The sequence below is a fragment of the Streptomyces sp. NPDC000880 genome (genome assembly GCF_053599675.1).
The window spans coordinates 1-14,287 of sequence record NZ_JBSFMS010000014.1; the positions used below are offsets into that span (position 1 = coordinate 1).

Consider the following 14,287-nt stretch of genomic DNA (forward strand, 5'->3'; position numbering starts at 1 on the left):
GCCGCTTCCCACATCGAAGTCGCCCAGCAGCTCACGGAGTTGAACGTGCTTCCTCCACCTCTTCGCCTTCTTCTTGGCCACCCCGCGCCCCTTCCGGGTCCGATCCGTTCCCCCGATCGTGCGACGGAACAGCTGCTCCCGCGAGCGTGCTGTGGTGGAAGAGGAGATTCAGCGCGAACGCCGTCACCGCGGCGCTGGTGATGCCGCTGCCGGTGCTGATCTGCGCCCAGGACGGGAAACCGTCGTAGATGCCGTTCGCGACCTCCGGCAGCAGGCCAACACCCAGCGAGACCGACGCGATGGTCAGGTTGTGGCCGTCGGTGAGGTCGACCCGGCGCAGCGTATTGATGCCGACCATCGTGACCGTGGCGAACAGCACGAGCCCGGCCGCGCCGACGACCGGCCCCGGCAGCGCGGCCACCACCTCGCCCAGCTTGGGGACCAGTCCGAGCGCGACCAGAATGCCGCCCGCCACGGCGGTGACGTACCGGCTGACGACCTTCGTCATGCCGATCAGCCCGACATTCTGGCTGAAGACGGTGTCCATGAAGGAGTTCATCGCCCCGCCGAGGACACCGGAGAGACCGTCGGCAGCCAGGCCCCGCGCCAGGTCCTTGTCGCTGACGGGCCGTCCGGCCGCCTCGCCCACCGCAAGCATCGACGCCGTCGACTCGGTGAAGATCACCAGCATCACCACGCACATCGCGATGACGGCGGTCGGCGGGAACTGCGGGGCCCCGAAGTGGAACGGCGCAGCCAACCCAAGCCAGTTCGCGTCCGAGACTCCGGAGAAGTCGGTCAGACCCATCGGTACGGCCGCCAGCGTGCCGACGACCAGCGCGAGCAGGACGCCTATCTGCCCCAGATAGCCGCGGGTGAACCTGGCGAAGATCACGATGAATGCCAGCACCCCGCCCGCCAGGGCGAGCCGTGAACCCGACGCGTAGTCCGCGGACTTGGGGTCGTTGCCGGTGATCAGCCCGGCGGCGACGCCGATCAGGGAGAGCCCGATGACCGTGATCACTGTGCCGCTCACCAGCGGTGGGAAGAACCGCACCAGCCGCGCGAACGGCACGGCTATGAGCAGTCCGAAGAACCCGGCCGCGAGCATGGAGCCGTACACGGCCTGCATGCCGTACTCCTGCTCGATCAGGATCATCGGGGTCACCCCGGCGAACGTCGCGCCGGTGACGATGGGGAGCCTGATGCCGAAGATCTTGCCGATGCCCAGGCTCTGGACCAGCGTGATCAGACCCGCGACGAGCAGATCCGCGTTGATGAGAAGGGCGATCGCCGAGGAGTCCAGACCGGCTGCCGCGCCGAAGATCAGCGGCACGGTGACACAGCCGGTGTACATGATCAGCACATGCTGGATGCCGAGCGCGGCCAGCCGGGCGGACGGCGGCCGGCTGTCGACGGGGTGGCGGGACACAGCGGCATCCATGGGCAGACCTTCCGGTGCGGGGACTGCCCAGCATTCACGCAGGTGATCTTTTGCTGAGCGCGGCGGGCGCGTTACGCGTGTGTATCAGCGCCAGGGGCCGGTCACCGCGAACGTCGTGCCTGGCGTATAGCAGTTGACGTACATGGTCTCCCCGTCCGGCGAGAAGGTGACTCCCGCGAACTCGCCCCACTCCGGGGCCTCTGGCGTGCCGATGTTCTGCCGCCCGCGCGCCATCGGATAGACCTCGCCGCGCTTGGTCAGCCCGTACACATGTTGCGCACCGCCGCCGTCCTCGCACACCATCAGCCCGCCGTCGGCCGCGAGGCAGATGTTGTCGGGGGACTCGCCGGGCAACTGGATGTCCGTACTCGGCCCGAAGGCGATCACCAGCGTGAGCCGGCGCCGGTGCGGCTCGTACTTCCACACCTGCCCGAAGTGGTCGGCCGCCGAGCCCTGCGCGCTGTGCGCGAAGCTGGAGACGAAGTACACCGAACTCCCGCCCCAGTAGCAGCCCTCCAGCTTCTGGGCGTGGGTGATGCCCTTCGGGCCGAAGTCCTGCAGCCTGATGGGCGTTTGCTTCGCCTGGCTGTTCGGTACGGGCGCCCACTCGATCCGGTCGAAGCTCGCGCCCGGCTCCTGGATCGCGGACAGGTCGGGCACGCCCGGTACCCGCATCGCCTCCAGCGTCCCGCCCGCGCGCAGCGAGCCCGTACCGCCGAGCGGCTTGCTGGGCAGGAAGCGGTAGAAGAGCCCGAAGGGCCGCTCGAAGGCGTCCTCTGTCTCGTACACGATCCCGCTGCGGGGATCGACGGCGATCGCCTCGTGCTGGAAGCGGCCCATCGCGGTGAGCGGCACGGCTCCGGTACGGCGCGGATCGGCGCCGTCCACCTCGAATATGAAGCCGTGGTCCTTGGTGTAGCCGTTGGTGCCGGCCTTGTCCTCGGTCTCCTCGCAGGTGAGCCAGGTGCGCCACGGGGTGGGCCCGCCGGCGCAGTTGACGGCGGTGCCGGCGATGGCTACCCGCTCGGACAGGACATTGCCCTGGCTGTCCAGCTCCAGCGCCGTACAGCCGCCCTTGCCCACCGGGTCGTAGGTGAGGCCCTCGACCGTGGGGACGCCGATCGCGGCGGTGACGCGGTTCTCGTGGTTGCGGACGAGATTGACGCGGCCGCGGCGGCCCGCGAAGGCCCCCATGCCGTCGTGGTTGCTGGGGACCCGGCCTTCGCCGGAGCTCAGCGGCTCGCCCTCCCGGGAGAGGACCCGGTAGCGAAAACCTTTCGGCAGATCGAGCAGTCCCGCGGGGTCGGGGACGAGCGGGCCGTACCCGCTGTGCCCGCCGGCGGCGGCGGCGGTGCCCGCGAAGAGTTCGGAGAAGGCGCCGGTGAAGGCGATCCCGGCGCTCAACGCACCGGTGCCGGCCAGGACTTGACGTCGTGTTGCGGACATGAGGCAACTCCCTGTTGGGGGCACCTCCCATGCCGAAGGCTATGGGGGGAGGACAGGAGATGTGACGTGACCCGCACGTGTGTATCACGCACACTGGTGACGCGTGAACCGTGCGGGCCACTATGCCTCAGGGGGTTTCTGTGTCAGGCGAGCGATGCGGTGAGCGTGATGCTCGTACCCGTAAGGGCCTGGCTGACGGGGCAGTTCGCCTTCGCGTCCTCGGCCGCCTTCACGAAGCCGGCCTCGTCGAGACCGGGGACCTCGCCCTGCACGGTGATGTGGATGCCGGTTATGCCCGTGCCCGGCTGGAAGGTCACTTCGGCCTGGGTGTTCAGCCTGGTCGGCGGGTTGCCGGCCTGGGCGAGCCCGTGCGAGAGAGCCATGGAGAAGCAGCTGGAATGAGCGGCGGCGATCAGCTCCTCCGGGCTGGTCTTGCCGTTCGCCTCCTCGGCACGCGACGGCCAGGAGACCGGGTACTCGCCAATGCCGGAGGAGTCGAGGGTGACAGCCCCCTTGCCCTCGAGCAGGTTGCCCTCCCAGACGGTGTGCGCCTGACGCGTGGTAGCCATGATGGGTCCCTTCAGATGGATTGGTACCAACCAGCCCCAACCTACTTGGACAACAAGCCCTTTGCGTCCCGGGCCAGCGCAGTGAGGCGGGAGATCGCCCGGAAGTACTTCTTGCGGTAACCGCCGTTCAGCATCTCTTCGCTGAACAGTTGGTCGAAAGGCATGCCCGAGGCGAGCACCGGAACCTCCCGGTCGTACAGCCGGTCGGCGAGCACGACCAGCCGCAGCGCCGTCGACTGATCCGCAATGGGCTGCACATCGGTGAGGCAGACGGCGCGCAGACCGTCGGTGAGCGCCCCGTACCGGCTCGGGTGCACCTTCGCGAGGTGCTCCAGCAGATGTGGGAAGTCGTCGAGGGACGCGCCGTCGGTCGCGTACGCGGTCTTGGCGACCTGTTCCTCGGAGTACGGGGGAGGGGCGTCGGGCAGCCCGCGGTGGCGGTAGTCCTCGCCGTCGATGCGCAGCGGACGGAAGTGCGCGGAGAGCCCCTGGATCTCGCGGAGGAAGTCGACGGCGGCGAACCGGCCCTCGCCGAGCTTGCCGGGCAGCGTGTTCGAGGTGGCCGCAAGCGCGACGCCCGCGTCGACCAGCTTGCCGAGCAGCGTCGAGACGAGGACGGTGTCGCCGGGGTCGTCGAGCTCGAACTCGTCGATGCAGAGCAGCCGGTGCCCGCTCAGGGTCTGCACGGTCTGCTGGAAGCCGAGCGCTCCGACGAGGTTCGTCAGCTCCACGAAGGTGCCGAAGGCCTTCAGCGACGGGTCGGCCGGGGTGGCGTGCCACAGAGAGGCAAGCAGATGCGTCTTGCCGACGCCGTAGCCGCCGTCGAGGTAGACGCCGCGCGGTCCGGTGGGCGCCGCGGGCTTCCTGGCGAACCACCTGCGCCGGCCCGAGCCGCTCGCGTGCGCCCCGCCGAGGCCCGCCGCGAACGAGGCGAGGACCGTGACCGCCTCGCTCTGGCTGGGCTGGTTCGGGTCGGGGACGTACGTATCGAAGCGCACCGAGTCGAAGCGCGGCGGCGGCACCATCTCGGCGACCAGTCGGTCGGCGGGGACATGCGGCTCGCGGGCGCACAGGGACAGCGGGGACGCTTCGGTTATGGCACTGGTCGACACAGTTCCCAACTGTAAGGGCCGTGCCAGACTGCACGACATGCGACGTCTGCTCCCTGTGACCGACCAGACAGCCGCCGTGGACCGGGAGTGGTCCCTGGACGAGCTGGCCGAGGCCTACGCGTATCCGGCGGACGGGACCGGATCCGGGGGCGGGGCGGGTGCCGGAGCCGGTCCTGGGGGCCGGGCCGGCGCCGCGGGCCGGGCCTGGCTGCGGGCGAACATGGTCTCCTCGCTGGACGGGGCCGCCCAGCACGAGGGCCGCTCGCAGCCCATCTCGTCCGACACCGACATGCGGATCTTCGGCATGCTGCGGGGGCTCGCCGATGCGGTGGTGGTGGGCGCGGAAACGGTACGCCTGGAGGGCTACCGCCCGGCCCGCGCCCGGGAGGCCTTCGCGGAGCGGCGGGCCGCGGCCGGCCAGGGCCCCGCGCCCGCGATCGCGGTGGTCAGCGCCTCGCTCGACCTCGACTACTCGCTCCCGCTGTTCGCCGAGCCGCTCGTCCCGACGATGGTGCTGACGGGGGCCGCGGCGCCGCCGGACCGTATCCGCGCGGCGGAGAAGGCGGGCGCGGAGGTGGTGATCGCTGGGGACGGCCCCGGGGTGGAGCCGGTCAGAGCGGTACGAGCACTGGCGCAGCGCGGTCTGGTGCGGCTGCTCACCGAGGGCGGGCCGCGGCTGCTGGGTCAATTCGTGGCGGCCGGGGTACTCGACGAGCTGTGCCTGACCCTGTCGCCGACGCTGACGGCGGGGGACGCGCAGCGGATCGCGGGCGGACCGGCGCCGGCCGTTCCTTCGAGGTTCGCCCTGGCTTCTGTACTGGAAGAGGCGGGGTTCCTTTTCACCCGCTACCGTCACATCTGACAATCAGCGGAATTTGTCGTTCCGGCTAGCCCCGGCCGGTGCTCCGGCTGGGACAATTGGTCTCGCAGACCCCGTGCGGTCACGGGGAAGGACGGTTCCGCAGAAGGGCTCCGGACGTGTTCACAAGCGTATTGATGATCGAGAAGCCCCTGACCTCCGAAGACGTGGAATTCGTCACCACCCTGCACGGTGATGACGCTGTCTCGTTCGTCGTGCTGATGCAGCCCCGCGGCGATCAGGCCGATCTGCTGCTGAGGGCCATCGACGACGTCGCGATCGGCGAACTGAAGGAAGCCGTCCGCGAGGGCGAGGAGCCGGAGGGCCACGCCGCCAAAGCTCCCGCCGAGCGCGCCCTGGACCACTCGCTCGCCGCGCTGAGAGCCGCCGGCTCCGAGGCTGTGGGCCAGGTCGTCGAGGACCACCCGCTGGACAGACTGAAGGCCGCCGTCGATGAGTCGGACGCCGACGAAGTGATCGTGCTCACCGCACCGCACTATGTGGAGGAGTTCTTCCACCGGGACTGGGCCTCAAGGGCCCGCCACAAGGTCGGCGTACCGGTGCTCAAGCTCTTCGCGCACAGCGAATAGGCTGGACCCTCGCACGTACTCGTGCGCCTCGCTCGCTGATCTTGCTCGTACATCTTGGGGAGAGACACGCATGGCACCCGCCGTCCCTAGCGCCATGGAACGCCCGCACTTCATCGGCATCGGCGGCGCCGGAATGTCGGGCATCGCGAAGATCCTCGCCCAGCGCGGAGCGAAGGTCGCGGGCAGCGACGCCAAGGAGTCTGCGACGGCCGAGGCCCTGCGGGCGCTGGGCGCCACCGTCCACATCGGGCACGCGGCCTCGCACCTCGCGGACGACGCGACCTGCGTGGTCGTCTCCAGCGCCATCCGCCCCGACAACCCGGAGCTGGCGCGCGCCGCCGAGCTGTCCGTCCCGGTCGTCCACCGTTCCGACGCGCTGGCCTCGCTGATGACGGGCCTGCGCTCGATCGCAGTCGCCGGCACGCACGGCAAGACGACCACCACCTCCATGCTGGCCGTGTCCCTGACCGAGCTGGGCCTCGATCCCGCGTACGCCATCGGCGGTGACCTCGCCGGACCGGGGACGAACGCCCGCCACGGCGAGGGCGACATCTTCGTGGCCGAGGCCGACGAGAGCGACCGCAGCTTCCAGAAGTACGACCCCGAGGTCGCGATCGTCCTCAATGTGGAGCTCGACCACCACGCCAACTACGCCTCGATGGACGAGATCTACGACTCCTTCGAGACGTTCGTCGGCAAGGTCGTTCCGGGCGGCACGCTGGTGATCTCCGCCGACCAGCCCGGCGCGGTCGAGCTCACGTCCCGTATCCGCGACCTGTCCACGCTGAAGGTCGTCACGTACGGAGAGTCGCAGACGGCCGACGTACGGGTCCACAAGGTCACCCCGCGCGGCCTCACCAGCGAGGTCACGGTCCTGCTGGGCGACCGCTTCCTGACCTTCACCGTCTCGGTCCCCGGCAACCACTACGCGCACAACGCCGTGGCCGCACTCGCCGCCGGCGTCGCTCTCGGCATTCCGGCGCACAACCTGGCGTCCGCGATCGGCAAGTACACCGGCGTCAAGCGGCGCCTCCAGCTCAAGGGCGAGGCCGCGGGCGTCCAGGTCATCGACTCGTACGCCCACCACCCCACCGAGATGACCGCCGACCTCGAAGCGATGCGCGGCGCGGCGGCGGACGCCCGGCTGCTGGTCGTCTTCCAGCCGCACCTCTTCTCCCGCACCCAGGAACTCGGCACGGAAATGGGCGAGGCTCTCGCACTGGCCGACGCGTCCGTGGTCCTCGACATCTACCCGGCCCGCGAGGACCCGATCCCGGGCATCACCAGCGCCCTGATCATCGACGCGGCGCGCGCGGCGGGCGCGGACGTGACGGCCGTCCACGACAAGGTGACCGTGCCCGACGTGGTCGCGGGAATGGCGAAGCCCGGTGATCTGGTTCTCACCATGGGCGCGGGCGACGTCACGGACCTCGGTCCGGACATCCTGAGGAAGCTCGGCCCGGCCCGCCTGTCGAACTGAGGGAGCCGTTCTCATGTCGTACGACATCGAAAAGCCGGACGAGCAGTGGCGCGCGGAGCTGTCCCCCGCGGAATACCAGGTCCTGCGGAAGGCCGGCACGGAGCCCGCCTTCGTCGGTGAGTACACGGACACCAAGACGGCGGGCGTGTACTCCTGCCGGGCGTGCGGCGCCGAGCTCTTCCGCTCGGACACGAAGTTCGAGTCGCACTGCGGCTGGCCGAGCTTCTACGACCCGAAGGACACGGACGCGGTCGAGCTGATCGAGGACCGCTCGCACGGGATGTCCCGCACGGAGGTGCGGTGCGCGAGGTGCGGGTCGCATCTGGGCCACGTCTTCGAGGGTGAGGGCTATCCGACCCCGACGGACCAGCGGTACTGCATCAACAGCATTTCGCTGCGGCTGACGCCGGACGAGGGCTGAGTCCGCCCAGCGTCAACCGATGCAATTCCGACTGCCGAGGCCCGCTATGACGAGTACCTGGCCGAGGTGCGACGCGTAGGCGAGGGCAGGGGTGCCTGATGAGCCGGCACACCAGCTGGGCCGATGTGAAGCGTCGGGTGCGCGAGGCTCACCCCGAGGTGTCCGACGCCGAGTGGGAGGCCCGCAAGCAGGCCGCCGCACGGCGACCGAGGCATACGTGCTCGGGACGCCAGGCCGGGGAGGCTCACGCGTGGTCGGGGGGACCTTCACACGGAAACCGAGCAACTGCGGCTGCGCGCCTACGAGTTGCTGGGCGCCTCGGCTGTTACGCGCTCGGTGGACGTGGGCTGCGGCAGGCGCCGCGCCGCACGGCCGCCCGACCAACTCGACGGCATCGCCTACAGCGCGGCGCCCGAGGCGAGCCGGACCTCCTCGCCGTGCCGGGCGCGCTCCAGGTCGAAGTCGAAGGCGAAAGCGGCGAGTTGCGCCAGTCGCGGCCGCCGGCGCAGGGCATCGAGGGCATGTTCGGTCATGCGCCCGGACGTTACTTGGGCTGCAGCAGGTCCCACCGGTTGCCGTACAGATCCTCGAAGACCGCGACCGAGCCGTACGTCTCGTGCCGCGGCTCCTCCAGGAAGCGCACGCCCGCCGCCGTCATCCTCGCGTGGTCGGCCGCGAAATCCTCGGTGTGGAGGAAGAAGCCGACCCGGCCGGCCGTCTGCGCGCCCACACTCGCGCGCTGGACCTCGTCCTTGGCGCGGGCCAGCAGCAGCGCGGTGCCGTCGCCCGACCCGCGCGGGCGGACCACCACCCAGCGGCCGCCGTCCCCGCGGTCGGTGTCCTCGATCAGCTCGCAGCCGAGCGCGTCGGTGTAGAAGGCGATTGCCTCGTCGTAGTCGCGGACAACGAGGGTGACCAGGGCGATGTACGACATGTGCTCCACGTTATACGTATGACGATGATCGATCAACGCGATGGAACAATCCGCCCCGGCCCGCGGTGAAGGAACCGGGCGGGGTCGGTACGCTCGGAGCCCTGGCACGCGAGCGAACGAGTGAAGGCGGTTGACGTGGGGTTGTTCCGGCGAGGGCCGAAGCGTGACGGACGCGATGCACCCCGGGACCCCGAGTTCTCCTTCTTCTCGGCCGACGAGGGCACACGCTTCCGCGCCCAGGTGCGGGAAGCCTTCGCCGAATCGGGCCTGGAGGTGACTGTCTACGCGGACGTGGTGTCCGACAGCGCGGGCCGCCAGTTCGGCCTCGCGAACCTCGCCGCCGTCTGCCACAACGACGAACGCGGGCCGCGGGGCTGGCCCGAACTCGTCCGCCAGCACGTAGGGATGGTGCTGCGCACCATGGACGCTCCCTCCGCGCTCGACACTCTGCCGACCGAGCAGATCCGTGCCCAGCTCTACCCTCGCGTCGTCGGCCGTGACGGCTTCAACCCGGAGAACTTCGGCTACGCCCGCAACCTTGCCCCCGGCCTGTACGAGATCATCGCGCTCGACCTCCCGGAGAGCGTCATGATGCTGACCGACGAGGCCCTGGAACCCCTCGGCGACCTCCAGTACCTGCGCGACCAGGCGCTCTACAACCTCAGGGGGCTGCCCCTCGAGGGACACGAGACCGTCAAGGACGCCGAGGGCATGCGCTTCGAAGTGGTCCTCGGCGACTCGTTCTACACCGCCAGCCAGGTCCTGGCGCTGGACAACGTCGTATGGCAGGTCACCGGGCAGCAGCTCACCGCCGACGGCGCGCTGGTGGCCATGCCCTTCCGGCACCAGCTCGCCTTCCACGCCATCCACGATGCCGGCATGATCCCCACCCTCAACGCCATGGCCTCCTTCGCCGCCTCCAGCTACGCCGACACCCCCGGCGCCATCAGCCCGTACGTCTACTGGTGGCGCGACGGCACGCTCACCCAGCTCAGCGACCACGACGAGGACGGCGAGGGCCTGCGGATCGTGGTCGGCGACGAATTCCAGGAACTCCTCGAGCGGCTGGTGGCCAAGGGCCAGGACTGAGCTCGCGCGCCCCACGAGCTGCGGGCAGGATGGCCCCATGTCCACGACGCCCGCGCCCTTCACCGCCGCTGACTACCAGGCCCGGATGGTCCGCGCCGCCGACTCCGCAGCCGACGCGGGGCTCGCCGGAGTGCTCGTCGCGCCCGGCCCCGACCTCACATACCTCACCGGCTACCGGCCCGCGGTCACCGAGCGGCTGACCCTCCTCGTCCTCGCCGCGGGCCAGGACCCGGTCCTCGTCGTCCCCACCCTGGAGGCCCCGGACGCCGAGCGGGCCCCGGGCGCGGCCACGCTGACCCTGCGGGACTGGACCGACGGCAAGGATCCGTACGGCGTCACCGCGCCGCTGCTCGATGTGGACGGTCGTTTCGGCATCAGCGACAACGCCTGGGCGATGCATCTGCTCGGCCTGCAGAAGGAGCTGCCGGGAACCTCGTACGTATCGCTCACCGAAGCGCTGCCGATGCTGCGGGCGGTCAAGGACGAGGCCGAGCTGGAGCGGCTGGCCGCGGCGGGCGCGGCCGCCGACGCGGCGTACGAGGAGATCCTCAAGGTCCGCTTCTCGGGGCGGAAGGAGACGGACGTCGCGGCTGATCTCGGCGCGCTGCTCAAGCACTTCGGCCACTCCCAGGTCGACTTCACCGTCGTCGGCTCCGGGCCGAACGGCGCCAATCCGCACCACGAGGCCGGCGACCGCACCATCGAGCGCGGCGACATGGTCGTCCTCGACTTCGGCGGCCTCAAGCACGGCTACGGCTCCGACACCTCCCGTACCGTCCATGTCGGCGAGCCGGGCCCTGCCGAGCAGCACATCCACGATGTCGTACAGGAGGCGCAGCGGGCCGGGGTCGAGGCCGTAGAACCGGGCGTGGCCTGCCAGGAGATCGACCGCGCCGCCCGCGAGATCATCGACGAGGCCGGGTACGGCGATCTGTTCATCCACCGCACCGGCCACGGCATCGGCGTCACCACGCATGAACCGCCGTACATGATCGAGGGCGAGGGGCGGCCGCTGGTGCCGGGGATGTGCTTCTCGGTGGAGCCGGGGATCTATCTCCCCGGGCGCTTCGGCGTCCGCATCGAGGACATCGTCACGGTCACCGAGGACGGGGGCCGCCGCCTGAACACCACATCGCGCGAGATGGCGATCGTGGAGTAGCCGGCGTACGTGATCGTGCGGTTCGCCGCGGTCTTCGGCTGCTTGACGGAGATCTGGTTGACAGCGATGTCTCGTGCCGAGGCGCCCGCCTCGCGGCGTTCACGTTCGATGGTGAGCACCTGATCGCCGTCCACGGTCAGCTTGCAGGTCGTGATCGCGTCCGGGACCGGGGTGTCCTCCTGCGTGGTGAGGTCCTTGCCGGGCGGCAGGAGCGGCGAGAGGGACTTCTCCGGGACCGAGACTCCGCACAGGGCCTTCGGCACGGCGTACTCCCGCTTCGGATCGTCCGAGCAGCCCGCCGCCGTGACGGCGATCGCGGTCGCGGCGGCGGTGATGCAGACGATGCGCGGCAGACGCCTCCGGCTCGTCATTACTCGCAGGGCAGGGTGCTGCGATAGGACTCGGAGAACGCGTCGAGGAAGCGCTCCATCTTGTCGCCCATCCCCTCCTGCTCGTCGGCCATTTCCAAATCGATGGAGAACCGCTCGGCTTTGTACTTCGAATTCTTGCAGTCGACCACGGTGATGGCGTGCTGGTTTCCGATGGCGAACCGGCCGCTCTGCGTGGACTGTGTGTTGAACACCAGGCTCTTCTCGGCGGCGTCCTTCGCGCTGACTCCGCTTGGCTGCCAGCGGCCTTCGGTCATGAGCTCGATGTTCCCGTCGACGATCAGCGTGCAGAACTGGCGTGGGGACGAACTGTTGGACTCCGACTCGTTGACTTCAAGTTTGTTCCCCCCAGGCAGCAGATCCTTGGTGAGTTCCGGCTTCACGGATGCGCCGCACAGTTTGGCGGGAATCGCATAGTTCTGCTCCTTGCCGTCGGAGCAGCTCGCCAGTGCCAGCAGGGTGAGGGCGCCGACGGCGCCGGCGAGGACTCGCTTGATCATGACCCGTCCCCCGAGCTCTCCATCGCAGCGCCTGCTGTGTGGCCGTCGTCGGCACCGTTCGCCGCCGAGTCCTTGAGGTCGTTGATGGTGTCGAGACTCAAGTCACCGCTGCGTGTGGCGGCCTCCACGGCTGTCCGTGCGGACTCCATGAGAGCTGAACGTCCTTCGTGGTATGAGCGGGTCGCCTCGCCCTCGGCTTGGTTCGCGGAGTCCTGTTCGATGCTCTTCATGATGCTGTCCTGGATGTCCTCGGAGGCCCACCCCACGACATCACCCACAATCGGAACCTTTCCGGCCGTGTTGTCGATGCCGACGCTCAGGATGCGATCAACCCACTTCTGTTTGTCGGCGGCGGCTTCATTGAATTCCTTGTCGGCCGCGGAGTGGTAGTCCAGTACGGCATCTGCTCGCGATTCGCTCATGATGCCCGCGACGATGCCACCGGGGCGGGTGGCGTTTCGCAGCCTTTCGGCGTCCGACACGGTGGACGTGCTGTCTCCATTGACCACGTCGTTCACGACATTCGCTGTGTACGCCTGCTGTGCGCTGGTGATCGAAGCGTAGGCGTCCGGGTCCTGGCCCACCTCGGCGAGGAAGCGGTGTGCGGTGTCCGCCCGGAGATCTGCTGATGCACCGAAAGATGAGAACTGATCTCCATCGGACTTGGCGAAGGCGCTCTGGAAGTCGGCCATGTACTCGGCCGTGATGTCGCCGAGGCTGCCACGCATCGCATAAAGAGGGCCGCTTTCCGTGTCGAGAGCACCATTCTCGTTGTGCCGGATCAGCTCAGGATGCTGACCGAACTTGTCGACGATGGCGTTGACCAGCTCCGCACGCTCCGGTGTGTGACGAATCGCCTCGGCCGTGTCGTCACTGTCGTACGGCCGCCCGGTCGTCGCGGCCTCCAGCGCATGCCCGAGAGCCTCGGGGCCGTACCCCAGTGCCCTCTTGGTCTTGTCCTCGTCGGCGAGGACGTTGGTGTCGTTCGTGTCGATCGTCCACTCGAAGTCCTCTTTGGTGAAGAGGTCGAGGTAGGAGCCGAAGTCCACCTTGCCGTCAGACTTGACCGTGCCGTCCTCGTTGTACGCGGTCGGCGGCTGCGTGAAGAACTTCTCCGAGGACTCCGGGCTGTGGCCCAGGGCCTCCAGGACGCTGTTGAGCGGGTCATTGCCCGTGCCGAGCTTCCCGGAGGGGTTGAAGCCGTAGATGTCCTCGCTGCCCGCGGGCTTGTTCGTCAGGAAGCGCCACGGGTCTTCCTTGTGGAGCTGGGTGACGTGCTCCGCAATGGGGGTGAGGAAGCGCGGGTCGTAGTTCCCGTACCGCAGCAGGCCGCCGAGGACCTGATAGCCGTACGGCTTGCTCCACTGGCCCTTCTCCCACCCGATCTCCTGGGTGCCGAGGCGGCGGAAGTCCGAGCCCCAGCTGGCAGGGAGATGGTGCCTGGTGTCCGGGTCGGTGGCGTTGGCGAGCGCCAGGCCCATGGTGCGCTGGAGGTCCTTGACGCCGTCCAGACGGGTCTGCGTGTGGTCCGTGCCGGTGCCGTTGATGGACATCTCGGCGTAGAACTCGAGCGTCTTCTCCGGGCCGCCGAGGCCCTCGTAGAACTCGGTCGCGAACTCGCCGTCCTTCTCGGTGCCGTTGTAGCGCAGCAGCCGGTTGAGCTCGCCCAGCTCCTGGTCGGACATCTCCTTGCCCTTTTTCGCGAGCTCCAGGGCCCGCTCGACCTGGGCGTCGTTGAGGGATTCGTACGAGCTGTGGCCGGCGTTGTGGGGGTCGCTGCCGTGGCTCTTGCCGAGGGCCCGGGCCACCGAGGCGTCGATCTCGTCCGCGTGGGCCAGGATCCCGTTGATCCGGCCCTCCAGCTCGTTCTTGGCATCGAGCTGATCCTGGGTGCGCTCGTCGGTGTCGCCCCTGATGTGCGGGAAGAAGCAGCGGACCTTGCCATCGCCGATGTCGTCGACGCGGACGCCGAGGCTCCTGGCATCGGTCTCCACCGCCGTCTGCAGTTGCTTCTGCAGCGCGGTGAGCTCCGTGTGGCCGTCCTCGAGGACCTGGAAGATGCTGTTCGCCTCGGTGTGGAGGTCCGCGAACTCCTTCGTCGTCTTCGTGACGAAGCCACGGGTGACCGTGGCGTTGAGACCGGCCCAGCGCGCGTGGTCGGACTTGGCCTTCATGCCATCGCGGGCGTCGTCGGCCAGGGTCTTGAGATCGTCGACCGTCTTCTTCCAGTCGGATACGGCAGTGCCGAGCTTGCCGAAATCGATCTGCAGGAGGTCCGTGTACTCAAAGCTCACC

Annotated in this window: 15 protein-coding genes; 6 read left to right on the top strand and 9 right to left on the bottom strand. The window is 69.0% G+C overall.

Annotation, left to right across the window (positions count from 1 at the left end; all coding sequences use genetic code 11):
- Positions 1-31: 31 nt before the first annotated feature.
- The 4 genes from ACWDO5_RS07025 to zapE all read right to left on the bottom strand — a co-directional run bounded on the left by ACWDO5_RS07025 (position 32) and on the right by zapE (position 4,610).
- A complete protein-coding gene (locus ACWDO5_RS07025; protein WP_450529086.1) occupies positions 32-1,444 on the bottom strand; it encodes a nucleobase:cation symporter-2 family protein in 1,413 nt (470 codons plus the stop codon).
- 84 nt (positions 1,445-1,528) lie between these two features.
- Positions 1,529-2,890, bottom strand: a complete 1,362-nt coding sequence (locus ACWDO5_RS07030; protein ID WP_450529088.1) for an alkaline phosphatase PhoX — start codon at positions 2,888-2,890, stop codon at positions 1,529-1,531.
- 143 nt (positions 2,891-3,033) lie between these two features.
- Entirely contained in the window at positions 3,034-3,459 is a 426-nt protein-coding gene (locus ACWDO5_RS07035) for an OsmC family protein (RefSeq protein WP_450529089.1), read from the bottom strand.
- A 41-nt stretch (positions 3,460-3,500) separates the two neighbouring features.
- The gene (zapE, locus tag ACWDO5_RS07040; protein WP_450529091.1) at positions 3,501-4,610 is read right to left on the bottom strand and encodes a cell division protein ZapE; all 1,110 of its coding nucleotides are present in this window, start codon (positions 4,608-4,610) and stop codon (positions 3,501-3,503) included.
- Here zapE and ACWDO5_RS07045 point away from each other — a divergent pair.
- The 4 genes from ACWDO5_RS07045 (at position 4,609) to msrB (ending at position 7,921) form a co-directional block, all read left to right on the top strand.
- Positions 4,609-5,433, top strand: a complete 825-nt coding sequence (locus ACWDO5_RS07045; RefSeq protein WP_450529093.1) for a pyrimidine reductase family protein — start codon at positions 4,609-4,611, stop codon at positions 5,431-5,433. The two genes, zapE and ACWDO5_RS07045, sit on opposite strands and share 2 nt — an antisense overlap.
- Positions 5,434-5,549: 116 nt before the next feature.
- Positions 5,550-6,020, top strand: coding sequence for an indole-3-glycerol phosphate synthase (locus ACWDO5_RS07050; RefSeq protein ID WP_450529095.1), 471 nt, complete (start codon positions 5,550-5,552; stop codon positions 6,018-6,020).
- A gap of 70 nt (positions 6,021-6,090) precedes the next feature.
- Complete coding sequence (gene murC, locus ACWDO5_RS07055; protein WP_450529096.1) at positions 6,091-7,500, top strand: UDP-N-acetylmuramate--L-alanine ligase; 1,410 nt, start codon at positions 6,091-6,093, stop codon at positions 7,498-7,500.
- 13 nt (positions 7,501-7,513) lie between these two features.
- Positions 7,514-7,921 carry a peptide-methionine (R)-S-oxide reductase MsrB gene (gene msrB, locus ACWDO5_RS07060; protein WP_450529098.1) on the top strand — a complete coding sequence of 136 codons (408 nt, stop codon included), beginning with the start codon at positions 7,514-7,516 and terminating at the stop codon, positions 7,919-7,921.
- Positions 7,922-8,319: 398 nt separating this feature from the next.
- On the opposite strand, the gene ACWDO5_RS07065 is transcribed toward msrB, so the two are convergent.
- Positions 8,320-8,454 carry a hypothetical protein gene (locus tag ACWDO5_RS07065; protein WP_450529100.1) on the bottom strand — a complete coding sequence of 45 codons (135 nt, stop codon included), beginning with the start codon at positions 8,452-8,454 and terminating at the stop codon, positions 8,320-8,322.
- Between the two features lie 11 nt (positions 8,455-8,465).
- Positions 8,466-8,855, bottom strand: coding sequence for a VOC family protein (locus ACWDO5_RS07070; RefSeq protein WP_450529102.1), 390 nt, complete (start codon positions 8,853-8,855; stop codon positions 8,466-8,468).
- A 135-nt stretch (positions 8,856-8,990) separates the two neighbouring features.
- On the opposite strand from ACWDO5_RS07070, the gene ACWDO5_RS07075 reads away from it, so the two are divergent.
- Both ACWDO5_RS07075 and ACWDO5_RS07080 read left to right on the top strand, forming a co-directional pair.
- Positions 8,991-9,944, top strand: a complete 954-nt coding sequence (locus tag ACWDO5_RS07075; RefSeq protein WP_450529103.1) for a hypothetical protein — start codon at positions 8,991-8,993, stop codon at positions 9,942-9,944.
- A 37-nt stretch (positions 9,945-9,981) separates the two neighbouring features.
- Entirely contained in the window at positions 9,982-11,103 is a 1,122-nt protein-coding gene (locus ACWDO5_RS07080; protein WP_450529104.1) for an aminopeptidase P family protein, read from the top strand.
- Here ACWDO5_RS07080 and ACWDO5_RS07085 read toward each other — a convergent pair.
- Genes ACWDO5_RS07085 through ACWDO5_RS07095 form a run of 3 tightly spaced genes read right to left on the bottom strand, consistent with a single transcriptional unit; the run spans position 10,995 to position 14,286 of the window.
- The gene (locus ACWDO5_RS07085; protein ID WP_450529106.1) at positions 10,995-11,474 is read right to left on the bottom strand and encodes a hypothetical protein; all 480 of its coding nucleotides are present in this window, start codon (positions 11,472-11,474) and stop codon (positions 10,995-10,997) included. The genes ACWDO5_RS07080 and ACWDO5_RS07085 overlap by 109 nt on opposite strands.
- Positions 11,474-11,992, bottom strand: a complete 519-nt coding sequence (locus tag ACWDO5_RS07090) for a hypothetical protein (protein WP_450529108.1) — start codon at positions 11,990-11,992, stop codon at positions 11,474-11,476. The genes ACWDO5_RS07085 and ACWDO5_RS07090 overlap by 1 nt, the downstream gene beginning before the upstream one ends.
- Entirely contained in the window at positions 11,989-14,286 is a 2,298-nt protein-coding gene (locus ACWDO5_RS07095; protein ID WP_450529110.1) for a hypothetical protein, read from the bottom strand. The genes ACWDO5_RS07090 and ACWDO5_RS07095 overlap by 4 nt, the downstream gene beginning before the upstream one ends.
- Position 14,287 lies beyond the last annotated feature (1 nt).

What these genes read in the sequence shown, in the direction of transcription:
- zapE (WP_450529091.1), bottom strand. Translation starts at nt 4,610, where the DNA reads ATGTCGTGCAGTCTGGCACGGCCCTTACAGTTGGGAACTGTGTCGACC.
- ACWDO5_RS07030 (WP_450529088.1), bottom strand. Translation starts at nt 2,890, where the DNA reads ATGTCCGCAACACGACGTCAAGTCCTGGCCGGCACCGGTGCGTTGAGC.
- ACWDO5_RS07090 (WP_450529108.1), bottom strand. Translation starts at nt 11,992, where the DNA reads ATGATCAAGCGAGTCCTCGCCGGCGCCGTCGGCGCCCTCACCCTGCTG.
- ACWDO5_RS07070 (WP_450529102.1), bottom strand. Translation starts at nt 8,855, where the DNA reads ATGTCGTACATCGCCCTGGTCACCCTCGTTGTCCGCGACTACGACGAG.
- ACWDO5_RS07045 (WP_450529093.1), top strand. Translation starts at nt 4,609, where the DNA reads ATGCGACGTCTGCTCCCTGTGACCGACCAGACAGCCGCCGTGGACCGG.
- msrB (WP_450529098.1), top strand. Translation starts at nt 7,514, where the DNA reads ATGTCGTACGACATCGAAAAGCCGGACGAGCAGTGGCGCGCGGAGCTG.
- ACWDO5_RS07080 (WP_450529104.1), top strand. Translation starts at nt 9,982, where the DNA reads ATGTCCACGACGCCCGCGCCCTTCACCGCCGCTGACTACCAGGCCCGG.
- murC (WP_450529096.1), top strand. Translation starts at nt 6,091, where the DNA reads ATGGCACCCGCCGTCCCTAGCGCCATGGAACGCCCGCACTTCATCGGC.
- ACWDO5_RS07025 (WP_450529086.1), bottom strand. Translation starts at nt 1,444, where the DNA reads ATGGATGCCGCTGTGTCCCGCCACCCCGTCGACAGCCGGCCGCCGTCC.
- ACWDO5_RS07065 (WP_450529100.1), bottom strand. Translation starts at nt 8,454, where the DNA reads ATGACCGAACATGCCCTCGATGCCCTGCGCCGGCGGCCGCGACTGGCG.
- ACWDO5_RS07035 (WP_450529089.1), bottom strand. Translation starts at nt 3,459, where the DNA reads ATGGCTACCACGCGTCAGGCGCACACCGTCTGGGAGGGCAACCTGCTC.
- ACWDO5_RS07085 (WP_450529106.1), bottom strand. Translation starts at nt 11,474, where the DNA reads ATGACGAGCCGGAGGCGTCTGCCGCGCATCGTCTGCATCACCGCCGCC.